This is a genomic window from Luteimonas suaedae, assembly GCF_008312895.1.
GTDB lineage: Bacteria > Pseudomonadota > Gammaproteobacteria > Xanthomonadales > Xanthomonadaceae > Luteimonas > Luteimonas suaedae.
Genome location: NZ_VSSP01000001.1, coordinates 267980 through 286450 on the forward strand (window position 1 = coordinate 267980; position 18471 = coordinate 286450).

Here is an 18471-nt window from a genome sequence, read left to right on the forward strand (position 1 = left end):
GAAACGGAAAGGTCCGCGGCGGCGCTGCCGCACCAGCGCATCCGGCCGATCGCGAGGCATCACTGCTTGCCGCCGCTTTCCTCCTCTTCGCCCTGCAGGGTCACGACGACCTCGTCGATCCGCCAGTGCACCGCGCGCGCGACGTCGTGCGCACGGCGCAACTGTCGCGCCGTCACGGCACCATCGCGAGACCGCACGAACAGGGTGCCGCTCAGCCGAAATCCCTCCTCGTGAAAGCGGACCCGGCAGTCGTCGACCCAGTCGATGGCGCAGACCGCGTCCCGCACTTGCCCGACCAGCGGATCCTGGTCGCTGCGATCGGTCTGCTGCGGCCGCGCGTCGTGCATGTCGCGCACCGCGTTGCGCAAGTCGCCGGCGCCGTCGCGCAGCACGGCGCCGGAAATGAACAGTGCGGCGGCGGCATCCGCCCACCACCAGCCCGCGCCGATGCCGGCCACGCCGGCGATTCCGGCCAGCGACGTCATCCAGTCCGCCTTGTTGGTGTCGGCGTCGGCGTGCAGCGGCTTGAGCGAGAGCGCATGCGCCAGCTGTTCCTTGCGCCGGCCGAGAATCACCGGCGGAATGGCTGACAGCGCCAGTACGCCCATCATCGGCCAGCCCTGCCAGACCACGGTGTCGCCGATGCGCATCGTGCCGACCAGCGGATGGGTGGCGGTCAGCAGCGCGTGCAGCCCGTTCCACACCAACAGCAGGCCGACCCCGGTCAGCGTTGCGCCGGAAATCAGGAAATTGATGTCGAACGCGCGCGCCCGTCCGTTGACGTACTCGTGATCGATCGGTTTGGCCTGAAACCGCGACGCGATCAGGAATGCCGTCGGCGCCACCAGGCTCATCAGGTTCTCGACGAAGGCGGTCTTCATCGCCTGCGAACCGCCCATGACCGCGAAGATCGCCGCGGAGACGAGCGCCATCCAGAACAGCGACCACCAGCAGAGCCGCCGGGCGTGGTCCAGGGCGTGTTGCTGTTCGTCCGGAAGCGCGCGCCTGTCGCGCAGCTCGACGAAGCGCTCGGCGGTCATCGGCGCTGCCCGGCACCGGGGGCGGCCCTGTTCGAGAACAGGTAGCGATCGACCGTCAGCTGCCACGCGTTCTCACCGGGAGGCAGCGCCAGCCGCCGCGCCACCGGCGTGCCATCGCCAGCGGAACGCAGGCGGTATTCGCGCGACCAGCCGACCTCCGGCTCCCACGCGGAGCCGCGGACGTGGCCGCCGACCACGGCATGCAGCCGGAGCGCCCTCAGATCGCGCATCAGCGCGTCATGGCCGGAGACCACCCACTCGATGTCGACATCGCGCGTGCGCGCAAGATCGCGGAGCATCGCGATTTCGCTTCCCGTCGGCTCCCTGCCGCCGGCGGGCGCGACCACGAAGGGCGGGTCATGGCTCACGCCGACGCGCATCGCGTGTTCTTTCGCGCGCCGCGTGCTGTCGTTGGCGTCGCGCGGATAGCCGCCGCAGGCGGCGACGCCGAGCACCAGCGGCAGGACCAGCGGCAGCAGCTTGCTCACTGGGCCTTTATGCCCGCACGAACGTCAATGGCGCGTCAGCGGTTCCCGGAAGCGCGCCGCAGACCGCGTTCCCGCCGCCCGCCGTTCACGCCGGTGCTGCGAGCATCTCCGGACACGATGCAGGAGACATGTGATGAACGGAGCGTCCATGCGTTACACGGTCGCGTTGGTCGCCGCGATCGCGCTGTTCGGCGGTTGCGCGGACCAGGATCCGCCGGAAGACGATCAGGTCGGTGCGCAGCCGGATACGCGGGTACAGCGCCGGGAGCCGATCCAGGCGCCGGACGTGGAAGTTCCGGACCCGGAGATCGAAGGAGAGGAGGCGTCGCCGCCGGAACGCTGACGCCGGCCGGCCCGTCGTCGCGGCCTTCCTGCCGCGCTTTTCGCCCGGAGAAGCGCCGGCGCTGCCGGCAAGCGGCTTGGGGCGCGCAAATTTTTCGCGGCGGCGCAGGGGATCCGCCGGGCTCGACCGTTCGTCGGCGCGATCGCCGACGGTGCGCCAGAAGACGACCGTTCGCCGATCGCATCCGCCATGCCCGAAGCGGGGACGCGCGCGGATCGGGGGAGGCGCGGCAGCAATTGCGCGTCCCGCAAGAAATGCCGATCACGGGTTGATCGCGGGATTCGGCTTAGTTTCTGGGCATCGCCGGCGACGTGCGCGCATTCGCGTCAGCTTCGGTGAGCCGTCCATGTCCGGCCGCCTTCCGCATGTCACGACAGGAGCACACCATGAAACACATCGTCATTGCATTCTCCGCGCTGTTTGCCATGGCCGCCTGTACCCAGGACCCGGCCGAGGCCGATCGGGTGGGTGATCCCGCCGAGCAGGTCGACGCCATGGGCGGCGACGAACCCGTCACCGGCAGCAGCCCTGCGGGCACGCCCGCCCCGGGCACCGCCGGCGAGACTGCCATGGGCGAGGGCGATCGCGAGGCATTGGGCCTGGTCGGCGCCATCAACAGGCACGAGATCCAGGCCGCTCGACAGGCGCAGCAGAAGGGCGTGGAAGGTGAGGTACTGGCGTATGCCGAGCGCATGGACCGGGAACATTCAGAGAACCAGCGGAAGCTGGAAGCGCTGGGACGCGTCGAGCAGACCGATGCGGTGCGGAAGCAGGAGGAGAAGGGCCGCAAGGAGCGCGAGCGGCTCGACGGCCTGTCCGCGGACGCGTATGCCGACGCCTACGTCGAGGCCATGGTGAAGGATCACTCCGAGGCGCTGTCGATGCTGGACGACAAGCTGATCCCATCGGCGTCGGATCCGGCGGCGAGGGCGCATCTGGAGGAGACCCGCAAGCATGTCGCGGCCCATCTCGAGGCGGCGCGCGCGCTGCAGGACGGGCAGTGACCCGGGGACCCTGGTGCCGCCTTCCTGCGTCGGCCGATGGCGGCGCATTCCCGGGGACTTCTCAAAAAGCAAAACCCCCGATTGCTCGGGGGTTTTCTTTGTTCTCGACCCATGGTGCCCAGGAGAGGACTCGAACCTCCACGGAGTTGCCCCCGCTAGCACCTGAAGCTAGTGCGTCTACCAATTCCGCCACCTGGGCGGGTCAAGGGCGCGTATGTTGCGGTGCAGGGCGAAGCTTGTCAATGCTTCCCGCGCCGTCGAATGTCCCCGGGATCACGCCCGGCTGAACGCAGCACGTGTACCATTCCGGCGATGGCAAAAGTTCCCAGCAAGCGCGGCAGTGGCCGCGGCAAGAAGACCTCCACGGCGAACGGATCGCCGACCTCCAAGCGCGCGGCCGGCAAGCCGAAGGCGGCGAAGAAGCTGCCGGGGTGGATGCCCGAGACGGCGGGTTCGGGTGAGCGCGGCGCGGATCGCAGCACGAAGCCGAAGACCAGGTCCAAGCCCCCGCAGGGCGAGCGCGGCCCCCGGAGCGGAAGCCGTCGTGGCGGTGGGTTCACCGATCCCCAGGCCGAGCGCGAGGCCGGCCGCTACGCCAATCCCATCGCCAGCCGCGAGGCGATCCTGCAGCTGCTCGCCGATGCCGACGGTCCGCAGACCGCGGAGGAACTGGCGCAGCGCCTGGACCTGACCGCGCCCGAGCGTTTCGACGCGCTCGGCAAGCGCCTGGGCGCCATGGTGCGCGACGGCCAGCTGCTGCAGAACCGCCGCGGCGGCTACGCGCCGGCCGCGCAGCTGGACCTGATCCCCGGCACCGTGATCGCCAATCCCGACGGCTTCGGCTTCCTGCGGCCCGACACCGGCGCCGGCGACGACCTGTTCCTGCCGCCCAACGAGATGCGCAAGGCGATGCACGGCGACCGGGTGATGGCCGCCGTGTCCGGCGTCGACCGCCGCGGCCGCCGCGAGGGCGTGATCGTCGAGGTGCTCGAGCGCCGCCTCAATCGCCTGATCGGCCGCTTCACGGTCGAGTCCGGCATCAGCTTCGTGGTGCCCGACGATCGCCGCATCCAGCGCAACGTGCAGGTCCCGTCCGAATCGCGGCTCGACGCGCAGCACGGGCAGCTGGTGGTCTGCGAGATCGTGCAGGCCGCCGACGTGCGGCGCCCGCCGATTGGCCGCGTGCTGGCGGTGCTGGGCGACGCGCTGACGCCGTCGCTGGTGGTCGAGGCGGCGATCCACGGGCACGAGCTGCCGCACGAGTTCCCGCAGGCGGTGCTGGACGAGGCCGCCTCGGTGCCGCTGACGGTCGACATGAAGTCCGCGGGCGGGCGCGTCGACCTGCGCCAGCTGCCGCTGGTGACCATCGACGGCGAGGACGCCAAGGACTTCGACGACGCGGTCTGGTGCGAACCGGACCGCGACGGCTTCCGCCTGATCGTGGCGATCGCCGACGTTTCCTACTACGTGCGCCCGGAGAGTCCGCTCGACGACGAGGCCCAGCTGCGTGCGACCAGCGTCTACTTCCCCGGTTTCGTGGTGCCGATGCTGCCGGAAACGCTGTCCAACGGCATCTGCTCGCTGCGGCCCGCGGTCGACCGGCTGTGCTTCGTCTGCGACATGCAGGTCGCCCGCGACGGCACCGTGCGCTCGTCGAAGTTCTACGAGGCGGTGATGCATTCGCACGCGCGCCTGACCTACACCCAGGTGTGGAAGGCGATCGGCGAGGACGACGCCGAGGCCCAGGCACAGGTCGGCGCGTTGATGCCGCAGCTGCGGCAGCTGCACCAGCTCTACCAGGCGCTGGCGAAGGCGCGCGCCAGGCGCGGGGCGATCGAGTTCGAGACCTCGGAGGTGCAGTTCGTCCTCGACAACCGCGGCGAGGTGGTACAGGCCGGCATGCTGCTGCGCAACGATGCGCACAAGCTGATCGAGGAATGCATGATCGCGGCCAATGTCGAGGCGGCGAAGTTCCTGCTCGAGACGGAAGTGCCGGCGCCCTATCGCGTGCACGACAAGCCGCCCGAGTCCAAGTACGCCGACCTGCTGGAGTTCCTCAAGGAATTCCAGCTGCGCATGCCGCCCTGGGGCCGGGTGCGGCCGAAGGATTTCACCAGCCTGCTGGCCAAGGTGCGCGAGCGGCCGGACGGGCCGCTGATCGAGTCGGTGTTGCTGCGCAGCCAGAGCCTGGCGGTGTACGCGCCCGAGAACATCGGCCACTTCGGCCTGGCGCTGGAGGCGTACGCGCATTTCACCTCGCCGATCCGGCGCTATCCGGACCTGCTGGTGCACCGCGCGATCAAGCACGCGCTTCTGGGCAAGCCGCCGCAGGCGTTCCGCTATTCCCCCCGCGACATGGCGGCGCTGTCGCTGCAGTGCTCCGAGCGCGGACGCCGCGCCGACGAGGCCGAGCGCGAAGTGGACGAGCGCTACCGGGCCGCCTGGATGGAGCAGCACGTCGGCGGCGAGTTCGACGGCGTGGTCAGCGGCGTGACCAGCTTCGGGCTGTTCGTGGAGCTCGACCAGTCCAAGGTCAACGGCCTGATCCATGTCACCCAGCTGCCGCACGATTTCTATCACTTCGACCCGATCCGCAAGACCCTGACCGGCCAGCGCCGCGGCCGCGAGTACCGCCTCGGCGACCGTGCGCGGGTGCGGGTGCTCAAGGCCAGCCTGGAGGAGCGCAAGATCGACTTCGGCCTGGTCGAGGCGGGCGAGCCCGTGCCGACGGCGCCGCCGCCGCGCGGAAAACCGGCGAAGCGCGGCAAGCAGAAATATTGAAGCGAGGAACGAGAAACGAGGAGTGAGAAACGAGAGAGAGCCAGGACGGCTCGTCACTCGTTGCCCGCTCCTCATTGCTCGTCCGAGGAATGAGGAACGAGTGGAGTGAACTCGCTCTCACTCGTTTCTCACTCCTCTTCACTCGTTTCTCGCTCTTACAATAGCGACCCCACCCGAAGCCCAGCCCAGGGTCAAGCCGGGTCCGCCCCCACTCGTTTCTCACTCCTCTTCACTCGTTCCTCGCTCTTATGACCAAGCAAAGCCACTGGATCGCCGGCATCAACGCCGTTTCCGCCGCGATCGAGCACGATGCCGAACACGTGCGCGAGGTGTTGCTGGAAGCCGGGGGCAAGAATCCGCGGCTGTCCGCGATCGAGGTCGAGGCCCGGCGCAAGGACATCGACGTGCGCCGCGTGGGCCAGCAGGCGCTCGACGGCGTCGCCGGCGGCCTGCGCCACCAGGGCGCCGCCGCGCGCTACGCCGCGGTGAAGACATGGGACGAACGCGAACTGCCGGCGCTGGTCGAGGCGGCGGCGGGCCGGGCGCTGGTGCTGGTGCTCGACGGCGTGCAGGATCCGCACAACTTCGGCGCCTGCCTGCGCAGCGCGGCGGCGGCCGGCGTGACCGCCGTGGTCATCCCCAAGGACAAGGCCGTGCAGGTCAACGCCACGGTGCGCAAGACCTCGGCCGGCGCCGCCGATATCGTGCCGGTGGTGCGCGCGAGCAACCTGGCGCGGGTGCTGCGCGAACTGCAGAAGCTCGGCGTGTGGATCTATGGACTGGCGGCCGATACTGACACGTCGCTGTACGGCCTGGACTTGCGCGGCAATGTCGCCCTGGTGCTGGGTGGCGAGGCCGAAGGCCTGCGCCGCCTGACGCGGGAGCATTGCGACGGGCTGGCCGCGATCCCGATGCCGGGCGGCTTCGAGAGCCTGAACGTCTCGGTCGCCACCGGCGTGGTGCTGTTCGAGGCGGTGCGGCAGCGGCAGGGCAGCTGATCGGCGAAACCGACCGCTGCATCACCGTAGGAGCGCGCTATGCGCGCGATGCCGCGGGCATTTCGCCGGCTGCAACTTCCGCTGACCAGCGCGCCTGCCGGTCCGGAATCGCGGCATCCACCGGATCCTGCCGACACCCGCGGCATCGCGCGCATGGCGCGCTCCTACGCCGAGACAGCATCGCCGGTGGTGGAGATCAGATTTCCGCCAGGAATCCCGCAACGGCGGGACCGAAGCGGTCGATGTCGACCAGGAAGGCGTCATGCCCCTGCGGCGACGGCAGCGGCAGGAAGCGCGCATCGGCGCCGCCGGCACGCAGCCCCTCGGCGATCTGTCGCTGCTGCTGCAGCGGGAACAGGATGTCGGTCTCGACGCCGATCGCGAGCGCCTTTTCCACCTCGATGCGCGCCAGCCCGGCATCGGTGTCGCCGCCGACCGACTCGCCGATGTCGAACCAGTCCATCGAACGACTCAGGTAAAGATAGCTGTTGGGATCGAAGCGGCGCACGAAGCGTCGCGCGTGCGCCTCGAGGTAGCTCTCGACCTCGAACTCGAGCCCGAACGGATCCTCGTCGTCGCGGCGGTCCGAATCCAGCCGCACGCGGCCGAAGCGGCCGTCCCATTCTAACGCCGAGCGGTAGGTGATCACGCCGAGCTTGCGCGCCATGCGCATTCCGCTCTCGGGATAGGTCGCGTCGTCGTAGTCGCCGTCGTTCCAGTTCGGGTCCAGGCGGATGGCCTCCCGCTGCAGCGAACGAATCGCGATCGAGAACGGCAACGCGCGCGCGGCGCCGGAGATGTTGATGTGGCTGCGGGCCAGGCCCGGGTGCCGCAGCAGCAGCGACAGCGCGCTCATGCCGCCCATCGAGTTGCCGATCACGCAGGCCAGCCGCTCGATCCCGAGCGCGCGCACCACCAGCGCCGCGGTGTCGGCCACGTCCTCGAGCGACAGGTCCGGAAAGCGCAGCCGCCACGGCTGGCCGTCGTCGGGATGCGGCGATGCCGGTCCGGTGGAGCCCTTGCAGCTGCCGAGCGAGTTGACGCAGATCACGTACCAGCGATCGGTATCGATCGGCTTGCCCGGGCCGAGCATCGCCTGCCACCACCCCGGGGTGGGATCGTCGTCGTGCGCGGCCGCGTGCGCGTCGGGCGACAGGCCGGTGAGGATCAGGATCGCGTTGCCGTCGGCGGCGTCGAGCTTGCCCCAGGTCTCGTAGGCGATGCGTGCGCCGTGCAGCAGGCCGCCGCGTTTGACCGGCAGTGGCGAGGGAAGATCGAGGAAGCGGCTGCCGGGCGGGATGAATTCAGTCATGCGGGGAGTTTAACGGCAGTCACGATGTCGCCCGCCGTAGGAGCGCCCCATGGGCGCGATGCCGCGGGTGTCGACAGAATCCGGTGGATGCCGCGATTCCGGACCGGCACGCACGCCAGTCGCCGGAACTCGCGGGCGGTGAAATTCCCGCGGTATCGCGCCCATGGGGCGCTCCTACGGAGGGGTGCCCAGGATCAGTTCGACCGGTTGCCGCGCGGGCAGGGCGGTGCGCACCGGCTCGGAGGCGATGTCGCCCTCCTGCGGCATGGCATTGCCGCTGGCGGAGATGCGTGCGAGCAGCTCGACTTCCGGCAGCGCCGACAGCTTCTGCGTCGGCATCGGGCCGTCGCCGTCGTCCAGGGTGATCTCGAGCGGCAGCTCGCCCAGGCGGTGCTTCTGCACCGCGACCGGCATCGGCGGCCCGCCCGGAATGCGGGCGATCACGAACACGCTGGCCTCGGGATCGAGGCGCACGCGGGCGGCGAAGTCGGGATCCAGCGTCACGCGTACGCGTACGGCATGCGCGCCGGCGGCAGGCGAATCGTCCGCCGCCGCCGCCGCCGCGTCCGCCTGCGGCAGTGGCGGCAGTCCGGAGGCTTCGCGCGCGGCATCGATCTGCTCGCGCAGGCCCGCGGCCGCCTCGGGGCCGAGCGTGGCCAGAAGGGGCTCCCAGGTCGCCGCGGCTTCGGCGTGCTGCCCGGCCTGGCGCTGGGCGATGCCGAGGAACAGGCGTGCGCGCTCCTGCGTCGGATCCAGCGCCAGCACCCGCTGCAGGAGCGCCGTCGCCTCGGCGTCGAAGCGTCGCTGTGGATCGGCCTGGGCGCGCGATTCGGCGTATTCGAGCTGCGCGCCGACGTCTTCCGGTGCGAGTTTCGCCGCCCGGGCGAACGCATCGCGGGCCTCGTCCAAGCGCCCTCCCTCGCGATAGGCGCGGCCGAGCAGGCGCCAGCCTTCGCCCTGGCGCGGATCGCGCTCCAGTTCGGCCTCGAGCCGGGCGACGGCGTCGGCCAGCGTGCGCGGCGCCTCGCGCTGGGTCGGGTCGAGCCCGGCCGGCGTGCCGACCAGCGCGTACAGACACAAGGCAAGCACTGGTATCGCGACGACCACCGTGATGGCCAGCCGCCGCGATTGCGCGCGCAGCGGCCAGGCGACGATCGCGGCAACGGCGACGGCCAAGACGATCGACAGTGCGAGAAACACGGACATCACCACTCCTGCCGGTCGTCTTCGGGGACCGCCGTCGAGCCGCCGCGGCGGCGCACGAGCCGCGTGATGACCAGGCCGCCCGCCAGCAGCAGCAGTGCCGGACCGAACCACAGCAGCCAGGTGCTGGTGCCGACGCGCGGGCGGTACAGCACGAACTCGCCGTAGCGGTTGACCAGGTGCTGGCGCACCTGCTCGTCGTCCAGGCCGCGACGCATCAGCGTCAGCACCTCGCGACGCAGGTCGTGCGCGATCTGCGCGTTGGAGTCGGCGAGCGACTGGTTCTGGCACATCACGCAGCGCAATTCGACGACGAGCGCGCGGAAGCGCTGCTCCTCGGCGCGGTCGTGGAACTGCAGCGGCGTCGGATCCTGTGCCGCCTGCGCGTGCGCGATGGACGGAAGCAGGGCCAGCAGCAATGCGAGCAGCAGCGCCCGTGTCGTCTTCCGTGCCAGCGCCGCGTCGTGGAGCGGAAATCGCTCCGCTGCCTTCGGCTCCGGAGCCCGGGAGCAGCCGGGCAAGCCCGGTGCTACGGGGGCGGGTGCATCGTTCATCGGGACTCCAACTGTTCCAGGGCCGGGACCAGCTTCCCGTGCACGTCGTCGTCGGTCATCGGGCCGACGTGCTTCCAGCGCACGATGCCGTCGGCGTCGACCAGGAAGGTTTCCGGTGCGCCGTAGATGCCCCATTCGATGGCGCTGTGGCCCTCGTAGTCGACCAGCACCATCCAGTACGGGTTTCCGAACTGCTCGAGCCAGCGCAGCGCATCGGCGTGCTCGTCCTTCCAGTTGTAGCCGATCACGCGCACGCGCCGCGTTTCCGCGAATCGCGTCAGCACGCCGTGTTCTTCGCGACAGCCGGGACACCAGCTGCCCCACACGTTGAGCACGTAGGGCGCGCCGCGCAGCTGCTCCGACGACACCAGGCGACCGGGTTCGTGCAGCACCGGCAGCTCGAACGCAGGCGCCGGCTTGCCGATCAACGGCGAGGGCAGGGCATCGCGGTCGGGATCGCGGCTGAGCCAGACGCCGGCCGCAAGCAACGCGACGATCGCGCCGAACACGACCAGCGGTAGCCAGCGCAGGTTGCGGCCGGGTGCTGCGTTCATGGCGCACCTCCCGTGACGGCTGGGTCCTGGACATTGGGCATCGGGAGCGGTGCAGCGTCTCGCGCCGCTGCTCGATCGATTCCTCGCAGGCGCACCGGTTCCATCGTCCCGGAGACAGTCTCGGCTCTTGATTTCGCCATTCCCGATTCCCTATTCCCGATTCCCGGCCTTGGGGCGAAAACGGCGGTCGGTCGCGGCGACGAAACCGCCCAGCGCCATCAATGCGGCGCCGGCCCAGATCCAGCGCACGAACGGCTTGAGATGGGCGCGCACCGCCCAGGCATCGTCGCCCAGCGGCTCGCCGAGGGCGACGAAGATGTCACCGAACGGACCGGGCCGGATCGCGGCCTCGGTCATCACCTGGCCGCCGCTGGCGTAGTGGCGCTTCTCCGGGTGCAACAGGGCCAGGTCGCGGCCGTCGCGCAGCAGCTGCACGCTGCCCCGGTCCGCGGTGTAGTTGGCGCCCTGCAGGCGCTCGACGCCTTCCAGCCGGAAGCCGTGGCGCCCGATCTCCAGCGTCTCGCCGGGCCTGAGCGCCACCTCGCGTTGCACGTTCATGGCTTCGACCAGCAGCGCGCCGGCCAGGAACACGGCGACGCCGAAGTGCGCCAGGCTCATGCCCAGCATCTCTGCGGTGAAACGGCTGCCGTTGGCCCTGAACCGTGTCCACACGAAGCGCAGCGTGCCGGCGCCGACCCACAGCGCGCCGGCGACGCCCGCGGCGACCTTCCATGGCCCCTGCGGCGCCAGGAAGAACGCGACCGCACCGCCGATCAACGCCAGCGCGAACCACGGCGCCAGCATCGCCAGCGGCCGCGACACGTCCTCGCGCTGCCAGCGGGTCAGCGGGCCGAACGGCAACAGCAACACCAGCGGTGCCATCAGCACCAGGAACAGCAGTCCGAAGTACGGTGGCCCGACCGAGATCTTGCCCAGGTCCAAGGCGTCGGCCAGCAGCGGGTACAGCGTGCCCAGCAGCACCATCGCGCAGGCCGCCAGCAGCAGCAGGTTGTTGAGCAGCAGCAGGGTCTCGCGCGAGCTGGCGGCGAACGGCTTGCCGTCCTCGGCCGGCGGCGCGCGCAGCGCGTACAGCAGCAGCGAACCGCCGACGATGAGGCCCAGGAACACCAGGATGAACAGTCCGCGCGCCGGATCGGCGGCGAAGCTGTGCACGCTGGTCAGCACCCCGGAGCGCACCAGGAATGCCCCCAGCAGTGACAGCGAGAACGTGGCGATCGCCAGCAGCAGGGTCCAGCCGCGGAAGCTGCCGCGCTTCTCGGTGACCGCCTGCGAGTGCAGCAGCGCGGCGCCGGCCAGCCACGGCATGAAGCTGGCGTTCTCCACCGGATCCCAGAACCACCAGCCGCCCCAGCCGAGCTCGTAGTACGCCCACCAGCTGCCCAGGGCGATACCGATGGTGAGGAACCCCCAGGCGACGTTGGTCCAGGGCCGCGTCCAGCGCAGCCAGCGTGCATCGATCCGGCCGTCCAGCAGCGCGGCGATCGCGAACGCGAACGGCACCACGAACCCGGCATAGCCGATGTAGAGCATCGGCGGATGGATGATCATCCCCGGGTCCTGCAGCAGCGGGTTGAGGTCGCGCCCCTCCATGGCGGCCGGCAACAGGCGTTCGAACGGATTGCTGGTGAAGATCAGGAAGGCGAGGAAGCCGAGCGACACCGCGCCCATCACCCCGAGCACCCGCGCGATCACCTGCGGCGGCAGCGAGCGCGAGAAGCACGCCACCGCGCCGTTCCAGGCCGCGATCACCAGTACCCAGAACAGCAGCGAGCCCTCGTGGTTGCCCCAGACGGCGGTGTAGCGGTAGACCACCGGCAGCAGCGAATTGGAGTTCTCGGCGACGTAGCGCACCGAGAAGTCCTGGGTCACGAAGGCGTAGGTCAGCGCCGCGAACGCCAGGGCGACCAGGCCGAGCTGCGCCCAGGCCGCCGGCCGCGCGAGCGCCATCCACGATCCGATGCCGCGCTGCGCGCCGAGCAGCGGCAGCACCGTCTGCAGGGCCGCGGCCAGCAGCGCCAGCAGCAGCGTGATCTGGCCAAGTTCAGGCAGCATGCGCCCGCCTCCCCGTAGGAGCGCGCCATGCGCGCGATGCCGCGGGCATGGCGCCGCCAAATGATTTCGGCGACCGACGCGTTTTCCGGTTCACAACGGATCGCCGATGGCGGTGACCGCAGACATCGCCGGCATCGCGCGCATGGCGCGCTCCTACGAAGAGCCCGTGGCGGTTCAAGGAGCGGCGCTCTCGTCGGCCGGCGTTTCCACCCCGTGCTTCTCGTGCGCCATGCCCATCTTGTCGGCGACCTCCTTGGGCACGTAGGTCTCGTCGTGCTTGGCCAGCACCTGCTCGGCGACGAAGGTGCCGTGCTGCATGCGCCCGGTGGCGACCACCGCCTGGTTCTCGCGGAACAGGTCCGGCAGGATCCCGGTGTAGATCACCGGCAGTTCGGCGTCGCCGTCGGTGACCCGGAAGCTCGCCTGCATCGAGCCGCTTTCGCGGTGGAACGAGCCGTCCGCGACCATGCCGCCGAGGCGGAACCGCGCCTCGCCCGAGGCGACCGGCGCCCCCGCGCGGCCGTCGAGGATCTCGGCGGGCGTGTACAGATAGGCGACGTTGCGCTGCAGGGCGAGGGCGACCAGGGCGGTCGCCAGCGCGGCCGCGGCGACCAGCGCGACCACGAACCAGAGACGGCGGCGGCGGATCGGATTCATCGAGGCAGGTCCTGGGATGGTGTGGCAGCCGCGCGCCGCGCGGCCAGCAGCTTCACCGCGCGCAGCAGTTGGCGGGTGCGGATGCGCGGGGCGACGAAGTCCCACAGCAGCACGACCACGAACACGAGGTAGGCGGCCAGCACGTAACTTCCGTAGGTCATCGCGGCGCCTCCACCAGTTTGCGCACCCAGTCCTTGCCGGCCTCGCGGTGCAGGTTGTCGGCGCGCGCGCGCGCCAACAGCGAGCCGACGAACCACAGCTTGGTGCCGACCAGCATCCAGATCAACGGCGGCAGCATGCTGGCGTCCATCGACGACTCGCCGATCACGCGGATGGTCTGGCCCTGGTGCAGCGAGTTCCACCACACCACCGAATAGCGGATCACCGGCAGCAGCGCCACGCCGACGATCGCCAGCAGCCCGGCGGCGCGCGCGGCGGCGCGGCGATCATCGATCGCGCCGTAGAGGCCGATCACGCCCAGGTACAGGAACAGCAGGATCAGCTCCGTGGTCAGGCGCGGGTCCCAGTCCCACCAGGTGCCCCACATCGGCTTGCCCCAGATGCTGCCGGTGGCCAGGGTGATCACGGTGAAGGCGGCGCCGATCGGCGCGCAGGCCATCGCCAGGATCTCGCACAGCTTGATCCGCCAGACCAGGGCGATGGCGGCGTACAGCGCCATCAGCGCATACACCGCCAGGCTCATCCAGGCGCTCGGTACGTGGATGTAGAGGATCCGGAAGCTGTCGCCCTGCTGGTAGTCGGCCGGCACCACGAACAAGGCGCCGTAGGCGCCCCAGGCCATGGCCAGCAGGCCCAGCGCATAGGACCACGGCGCCCAGCGCGCGGCGAAGCGGTCGAAGGTGGGCGGCGAGCCGAGTTGGTGGAACCAGCGGAGGACGGGATTCATTCGTTTCTGTTCCCTCCGCCGCGCGGGCGAGGGTGGTTAGGGTCAGTTGAGGGCGATCCGGATCGCCGCCGCGGCGGCTGCCGGCGCCAGTACCAGCGCCAGCGCGAGGCCGGCGGCGAGCATCAGCAGGCCGCCGCCGGGGTCCTGTCCCTGCGCGGCGAGCGCGACGCTGCCGGCGCCGAACACCAGCACCGGCACGTACAGCGGCAACGCCAGCAGGGCCAACAGGATACCGGAGCGGCGCATGCCGACGGTTAATGCGGCCACCACGGCGCCGAGCAGGCTGAGCAGCGGCGTGCCCAGCGCCAGCCCCGCCAGCAGTGTCGGCAGCTGCGCCCGTGGCAATTGCAGCAGTTCGGCCAGCAGCGGCGTGGCCAGCAGCAGCGGCAGCGCGGTGGTGGCCCAGTGCAGTGCGGTGCGCACCAGCACCAGCCATGCCAGCGGTACCGGCGCCAGCATCCACTGCTCCAGCGAGCCGTCCTCGGCGTCGCCGCGGAACAGGGTGTCCAGCGCCAGCAGCCCGGACAGCAGTACCGCGACCCACAGCACCCCGGCGGCCACCCCGGCCAGGGTGTTGGCGTCGCCGCCCAGCGCCAGCGCGAACAGCACGATCACCAGCAGCGCGAACAGCGCCGGTTGCAGGGCGTCGCCGCGGCGGCGCCAGAGCAGGCGCAGGTCGCGGGCCGCCAGTGCGGCCGCGGCGCCGAGCAGCCCGGGGAGTATTCGGTCGTTCATGCGTAGGCCCCATGGCGGCGATCCGCGACCTCGATCCGGACTGCTGCTCTCCCCCCTTTGAAAAAGGGGGGCAGGGGAGATTTGTGCAGTGCCCGGCCAGGGCGAATGCCGGAGCAAATCGCTGCGCGATTCCCGGCCCCCGCGCAGCGCGCGGGGGCGCTCAAGCCGCCGCAAGCCTGCGGCTTGCAAGCGACGGCTTTCGCCCCCCTCAATCCCCCTTTTTCAAAGGGGGAAGCTGAAGCTTCGTCTCTGCGGCGTTTGCTGCCAGGCGGCCGCATGCCCACGTACGGGGCGCGCGTCATTGCGAATTCCCCAGCACCAGTTCCCGCGTCCGCACCGGCGGAGCGGCGTACGCCCCGTGGGTGGTCACCAGCGCGGCGCCGCCGGTGCCCAGGTGCGCCTGCACCATGCGGTTGACCAGTTCGATGCCCTCCAGATCGAGATTGGCGTAGGGCTCGTCCAGCAGCCACAGCGGCATCGGCGACAGCCACAGCCGCGCCAGCGACAGGCGCTTCCTCTGTCCCGCCGAGAGTTGCCGCGCCAGCGTGTCCTCGTAGCCGGCCAGGCCGACGCTGGCCAGCGCCTGCTCCGGCCGCCGTTCCTGGCGACGACCGTGCAGTCCGCACAGGAAGTTCAGGTTCTCCAGCGCGCTCAGGTCGGCCTTGAACGCGGGCAAGTGCCCGAGATAGGCGATCGCGCGCGCGCGCAGGGCGGTGCCGGTGCGGCGGCCGTCGATCTCCACCTCGCCGGCATCCGCGCGCAGCAGCCCGGCCAGCACCCGCAGCAGCGTGGTCTTGCCGGCGCCGTTGTCACCGCGTACCAGCAGCGCCTCGCCGGCCTCGACCGCGAAGTCCAGCGGACCGAACACGGCCGCGTCGTTGCGCGAGAAGCACAGGCCACGTGCGGCCAGCAGCGGCGGGGGGGCGGAAGCGGCGACGGGCATCTGAGGGTTGGAAGTGAGTGGAGAGGAGTGAGAAACGAGTAAGAGCAAGCGCTTCCCTCGGTCGCTCTTGACGGGGAAACACTCGTTTCTCACTCCTCCACACTCGTTTCTCGCCCTATTGTATCCAGTCGACGTACGGGTGCGGCGGCAACGAAGCCGGCCGCGTCGCGTCCATCCGCAGCCGCACCGGTTCGCCGCGCGGCCAGTGCAGCGTGCCGAGCTGGCCGAAGCGCCGCGCCAGCGCGTCGAGCGCGGGGACGTCGATGTCGAGCACGATCCAGCTCGGTTCGCGCCAGCTGCGGTCCGGCGCCGAGGCGAACGCGTGCACGCCTTTCCAGCCCTCAGCGTGGATCGCGGCGTACAAGCGTTCGTCGTCGGCGCGATTGACCTCCTCGGCGCGCGGCGCGGAATGCGGATTCCAGGCCGACAGCAGGCCGAAGCGTCGCGCCAGCGGGAATGCGCGTTCGATCTCCGGTGCCGGTTCGCCGATGTGGATCGCGTGCCAATGGCCGCGTAGCCGCCAGCGATAGATGGCGGCAAGATAGCTGCGCTGCAGTTCGGACAGCGTGTCGTCGTCGAGTGTCACGGCGGCGGTTAAACTCCGGATGGCTCCCCCCTTTGCAGGTTAGCGAAACGCGATGAAACCCGATACCAAGCTGCCGAAGGTCGGCACCACGATCTTCACGGTGATGTCGCAGCTGGCGGCCGAGCACGAAGCGGTCAACCTCGGCCAGGGGTTTCCCGACTTTCCGGTGCCGGCGCGGCTGGTGGAGGAACTCGACCGCGCCACGCGCGCGGGCCACAACCAATACGCGCCGATGACCGGAATTCCCGCCCTGCGCCAGGCGATCGCGGCCAAGACCGCGCGCGTGTACGGGGTGCGGCCCGATCCGGACGCCGAGATCACCGTCACCAGCGGCGCGACCGAGGCGATCTTCAACGCCGTGCAGGCGGTGGTGCGCGCCGGCGACGAGGTGATCGTGCTCGATCCGGCCTACGACAGCTACGAGCCGGCGATCGAGCTGGCCGGCGCGCGCGCGGTGCACGTGCCGCTGGATCCGCAGACGTTCGCGCCGGACTGGCAGCGCATCGGCGATGCGATCGGGCCCAAGACCAGCATGCTGATGATCAATTCACCGCACAATCCCTCCGGTGCGATGCTGTCGGCCGAAGACATGGACACGCTGGCCGACTTGCTGCGCGACAGCGGCGTCTGGCTGCTTTCGGACGAGGTCTACGAACACATCGTCTTCGACGGCGCGCGCCACGAGTCGGTACTGCGCCATCCGGAACTGCGCGCGCGCGCGTTCGTGGTGTCGAGCTTCGGCAAGACCTACCACTGCACCGGCTGGAAGCTGGGCTACTGCATCGCGCCGCCGGCGCTGTCGGCCGAGTTCCGCAAGGTGCACCAGTACAACGTGTTCTGCACCTTCGCCCCGGCCCAGCATGCGTTCGCGGCGATGCTGGAGGCGGAACCGGAGCACTACGAGCAACTGGGCGCGTTCTACCAGGCCAAGCGCGACCGCTTCCGCGAGCAGCTGCTGACCACGAAGCTGCGACCGTTGCCGGTCCCGGGCGGTTACTTCCAGTTGGTCGACTATTCCGCCGTCAGCGATCTCGACGATGCCGCCTTCTGCCGCTGGCTGACGCGCGAGCGGGGCGTGGCGGCGATCCCGCTGTCGCCGTTCTACGAAACGCCGCCGGCCGGCCAGCGCCTGGCGCGGCTGTGCTTCGCCAAGAACGCCGCGACCCTGGATGCCGCGATCGAGCGGTTGCAGCGGCTTTGACGGGATTGGTGATTCGTGATTCGTGATTTGTGATTCGCAAAAGCAATAATCTTGCCCTGCGGCGCTTACCAATCACCGGCCACCGATCGCCAACACCAATCACCAATCACCAATCACGAACCTTCACGGCTCTCCAATGAACAACCTGCGCATCTCCCTGGTCCAGGGCATCACCCGCTGGCGCGATCCGGCCGGTAACCGCGACTACTACGGCGACCTCATCGGTCCGCTGCACGGGATCACCGACGTGGTGATCCTGCCGGAAACCTTCACCAGCGGCTTCTCCAACGACGCCATCGACGAGGCCGAGACCATGGACGGGCCGACCGTTGCATGGATGCGTGAGCAGTCGGTCGCGCTGGACGCCGCGGTCACCGGCAGCGTGCAGCTGCGCACCGATGCCGGCGTGTTCAACCGCATGCTGTGGGCGACGCCGGACGGCGACCTGCAGTGCTACGACAAGCGCCACCTGTTCCGCTACGCGCGCGAGCACGAGCGCTACAGCGCCGGCCGCGAACGGCTCACGGTGGAATGGAAGGGCTGGCGGATCTGTCCGCTGGTCTGCTACGACCTGCGTTTCCCGGCGTTCGCACGCAATCGCTACGACGTCGAGCGCGCGGGTGCGCTCGACTACGACCTGCAGATCTATGTCGCCAACTGGCCGGCGGCGCGTGCCTACGCCTGGAAGACCCTGCTGCGCGCGCGCGCGATCGAGAACCTGTGCTACGTCGCCGGGCTCAACCGCGTGGGCCGCGACGGCAACGACATCGACTACGCCGGCGACAGCGCGGTGATCGACTTCCTCGGCCATGCGGTCAGTGAATCGACCGACGAGGAGGTCGTGACCACGACCACGCTGCTGGCGCAGGAACTCGCCGCATACCGTGAGCGCTTCCCGGCGATGCTCGACGGTGACGCGTTCGAGCTGAAGTAGGCGAAAGCGCCGCCCGGGCTACGGGTGTTTTCGCCGTTCTTCCAAACGACGACGGTGGGCTGAAGCCCACCCTGTGCCTATGCCTGGTATTCGCAATAGGGTGGGCCTTGGCCCACCGTTAGGCGTGCGCATCGCGATTCCGCCGTACAGACGGGGTA

General features: G+C 69.9%; 18 protein-coding genes, 1 tRNA gene and 1 pseudogene. 6 read left to right on the plus strand and 14 right to left on the minus strand.

All coding sequences use genetic code 11. The annotated features are described in order from the left end of the window. Positions 1-59: 59 nt before the first annotated feature. Positions 60-1040 carry a cation efflux transmembrane domain-containing protein gene (locus FXO19_RS01215; protein ID WP_149193231.1) on the minus strand — a complete coding sequence of 327 codons (981 nt, stop codon included), beginning with the start codon at positions 1038-1040 and terminating at the stop codon, positions 60-62. Then, on the minus strand, positions 1037-1528 hold the full coding sequence (locus FXO19_RS01220) for a type 2 periplasmic-binding domain-containing protein (protein ID WP_149193232.1): 492 nt from the start codon (positions 1526-1528) through the stop codon (positions 1037-1039). The genes FXO19_RS01215 and FXO19_RS01220 overlap by 4 nt, the downstream gene beginning before the upstream one ends. A gap of 133 nt (positions 1529-1661) precedes the next feature. Between FXO19_RS01220 and FXO19_RS01225 the strand changes: the two genes are divergently transcribed. Together FXO19_RS01225 and FXO19_RS01230 are read left to right on the plus strand one after the other, a co-directional pair. Next, complete coding sequence (locus FXO19_RS01225; protein WP_149193233.1) at positions 1662-1871, plus strand: hypothetical protein; 210 nt, start codon at positions 1662-1664, stop codon at positions 1869-1871. A 386-nt stretch (positions 1872-2257) separates the two neighbouring features. Next, complete coding sequence (locus FXO19_RS01230) at positions 2258-2875, plus strand: DUF4142 domain-containing protein (protein WP_187775577.1); 618 nt, start codon at positions 2258-2260, stop codon at positions 2873-2875. Between the two features lie 112 nt (positions 2876-2987). On the opposite strand, the gene FXO19_RS01235 is transcribed toward FXO19_RS01230, so the two are convergent. Continuing rightward, a tRNA-Leu gene (locus tag FXO19_RS01235) sits at positions 2988-3074 on the minus strand. Between the two features lie 356 nt (positions 3075-3430). On the opposite strand from FXO19_RS01235, the pseudogene rnr reads away from it, so the two are divergent. Further along, positions 3431-5656, plus strand: a pseudogene (rnr, locus tag FXO19_RS01240) (ribonuclease R); the annotation flags it as partial. A gap of 248 nt (positions 5657-5904) precedes the next feature. Further along, positions 5905-6654 carry a 23S rRNA (guanosine(2251)-2'-O)-methyltransferase RlmB gene (rlmB, locus tag FXO19_RS01245; RefSeq protein ID WP_149193236.1) on the plus strand — a complete coding sequence of 250 codons (750 nt, stop codon included), beginning with the start codon at positions 5905-5907 and terminating at the stop codon, positions 6652-6654. Positions 6655-6850: 196 nt separating this feature from the next. Here the strand turns inward: rlmB and metX are convergent, their stop codons facing one another. The 11 genes from metX to FXO19_RS01300 form a co-directional block, all read right to left on the minus strand. Next, positions 6851-7966 carry a homoserine O-acetyltransferase MetX gene (gene metX, locus FXO19_RS01250; RefSeq protein ID WP_149193237.1) on the minus strand — a complete coding sequence of 372 codons (1116 nt, stop codon included), beginning with the start codon at positions 7964-7966 and terminating at the stop codon, positions 6851-6853. Between the two features lie 174 nt (positions 7967-8140). Next, a complete protein-coding gene (locus tag FXO19_RS01255; RefSeq protein ID WP_149193238.1) occupies positions 8141-9172 on the minus strand; it encodes a tetratricopeptide repeat protein in 1032 nt (343 codons plus the stop codon). Next, complete coding sequence (locus FXO19_RS01260) at positions 9172-9582, minus strand: cytochrome c-type biogenesis protein (RefSeq protein ID WP_425481431.1); 411 nt, start codon at positions 9580-9582, stop codon at positions 9172-9174. Before FXO19_RS01260 ends, FXO19_RS01255 begins: the two co-directional genes overlap by 1 nt. A gap of 137 nt (positions 9583-9719) precedes the next feature. Then, on the minus strand, positions 9720-10277 hold the full coding sequence (locus tag FXO19_RS01265; RefSeq protein WP_149193240.1) for a DsbE family thiol:disulfide interchange protein: 558 nt from the start codon (positions 10275-10277) through the stop codon (positions 9720-9722). 150 nt (positions 10278-10427) lie between these two features. After that, positions 10428-12350 (minus strand): heme lyase CcmF/NrfE family subunit, encoded by a 1923-nt coding sequence (locus FXO19_RS01270; RefSeq protein ID WP_149193241.1) that lies wholly within the window; start codon positions 12348-12350, stop codon positions 10428-10430. A 174-nt stretch (positions 12351-12524) separates the two neighbouring features. Then, positions 12525-13007, minus strand: coding sequence for a cytochrome c maturation protein CcmE (gene ccmE, locus FXO19_RS01275; RefSeq protein ID WP_149193242.1), 483 nt, complete (start codon positions 13005-13007; stop codon positions 12525-12527). Further along, complete coding sequence (gene ccmD / locus FXO19_RS01280; RefSeq protein ID WP_149193243.1) at positions 13004-13168, minus strand: heme exporter protein CcmD; 165 nt, start codon at positions 13166-13168, stop codon at positions 13004-13006. Before ccmD ends, ccmE begins: the two co-directional genes overlap by 4 nt. Then, complete coding sequence (gene ccmC / locus FXO19_RS01285; RefSeq protein ID WP_149193244.1) at positions 13165-13914, minus strand: heme ABC transporter permease CcmC; 750 nt, start codon at positions 13912-13914, stop codon at positions 13165-13167. Before ccmC ends, ccmD begins: the two co-directional genes overlap by 4 nt. A 42-nt stretch (positions 13915-13956) precedes the next feature. Then, positions 13957-14649, minus strand: a complete 693-nt coding sequence (gene ccmB, locus FXO19_RS01290; RefSeq protein ID WP_149193245.1) for a heme exporter protein CcmB — start codon at positions 14647-14649, stop codon at positions 13957-13959. Between the two features lie 298 nt (positions 14650-14947). Next, positions 14948-15592 carry a heme ABC exporter ATP-binding protein CcmA gene (gene ccmA, locus FXO19_RS01295; RefSeq protein ID WP_149193246.1) on the minus strand — a complete coding sequence of 215 codons (645 nt, stop codon included), beginning with the start codon at positions 15590-15592 and terminating at the stop codon, positions 14948-14950. Positions 15593-15707: 115 nt separating this feature from the next. Further along, the gene (locus tag FXO19_RS01300; RefSeq protein ID WP_187775578.1) at positions 15708-16178 is read right to left on the minus strand and encodes a DUF3293 domain-containing protein; all 471 of its coding nucleotides are present in this window, start codon (positions 16176-16178) and stop codon (positions 15708-15710) included. A 52-nt stretch (positions 16179-16230) separates the two neighbouring features. Between FXO19_RS01300 and FXO19_RS01305 the strand changes: the two genes are divergently transcribed. Both FXO19_RS01305 and FXO19_RS01310 read left to right on the plus strand, forming a co-directional pair. Then, positions 16231-17379, plus strand: coding sequence for a pyridoxal phosphate-dependent aminotransferase (locus FXO19_RS01305; protein WP_149193248.1), 1149 nt, complete (start codon positions 16231-16233; stop codon positions 17377-17379). 136 nt (positions 17380-17515) lie between these two features. Beyond that, positions 17516-18313 (plus strand): amidohydrolase, encoded by a 798-nt coding sequence (locus FXO19_RS01310; protein ID WP_149193249.1) that lies wholly within the window; start codon positions 17516-17518, stop codon positions 18311-18313. The last annotated feature ends 158 nt before the right edge of the window (positions 18314-18471 follow it).

Coding starts and splice junctions, on each gene's coding strand:
- FXO19_RS01310 (WP_149193249.1), top strand. CDS start 17,516: ATGAACAACCTGCGCATCTCCCTGGTCCAGGGCATCACCCGCTGGCGC.
- FXO19_RS01255 (WP_149193238.1), bottom strand. CDS start 9,172: ATGTCCGTGTTTCTCGCACTGTCGATCGTCTTGGCCGTCGCCGTTGCC.
- FXO19_RS01225 (WP_149193233.1), top strand. CDS start 1,662: ATGAACGGAGCGTCCATGCGTTACACGGTCGCGTTGGTCGCCGCGATC.
- metX (WP_149193237.1), bottom strand. CDS start 7,966: ATGACTGAATTCATCCCGCCCGGCAGCCGCTTCCTCGATCTTCCCTCG.
- rlmB (WP_149193236.1), top strand. CDS start 5,905: ATGACCAAGCAAAGCCACTGGATCGCCGGCATCAACGCCGTTTCCGCC.
- FXO19_RS01265 (WP_149193240.1), bottom strand. CDS start 10,277: ATGAACGCAGCACCCGGCCGCAACCTGCGCTGGCTACCGCTGGTCGTG.
- FXO19_RS01215 (WP_149193231.1), bottom strand. CDS start 1,040: ATGACCGCCGAGCGCTTCGTCGAGCTGCGCGACAGGCGCGCGCTTCCG.
- ccmE (WP_149193242.1), bottom strand. CDS start 13,007: ATGAATCCGATCCGCCGCCGCCGTCTCTGGTTCGTGGTCGCGCTGGTC.
- ccmB (WP_149193245.1), bottom strand. CDS start 14,649: ATGAACGACCGAATACTCCCCGGGCTGCTCGGCGCCGCGGCCGCACTG.
- FXO19_RS01305 (WP_149193248.1), top strand. CDS start 16,231: ATGAAACCCGATACCAAGCTGCCGAAGGTCGGCACCACGATCTTCACG.
- ccmD (WP_149193243.1), bottom strand. CDS start 13,168: ATGACCTACGGAAGTTACGTGCTGGCCGCCTACCTCGTGTTCGTGGTC.
- FXO19_RS01270 (WP_149193241.1), bottom strand. CDS start 12,350: ATGCTGCCTGAACTTGGCCAGATCACGCTGCTGCTGGCGCTGCTGGCC.
- ccmA (WP_149193246.1), bottom strand. CDS start 15,592: ATGCCCGTCGCCGCTTCCGCCCCCCCGCCGCTGCTGGCCGCACGTGGC.
- ccmC (WP_149193244.1), bottom strand. CDS start 13,914: ATGAATCCCGTCCTCCGCTGGTTCCACCAACTCGGCTCGCCGCCCACC.
- FXO19_RS01230 (WP_187775577.1), top strand. CDS start 2,258: ATGAAACACATCGTCATTGCATTCTCCGCGCTGTTTGCCATGGCCGCC.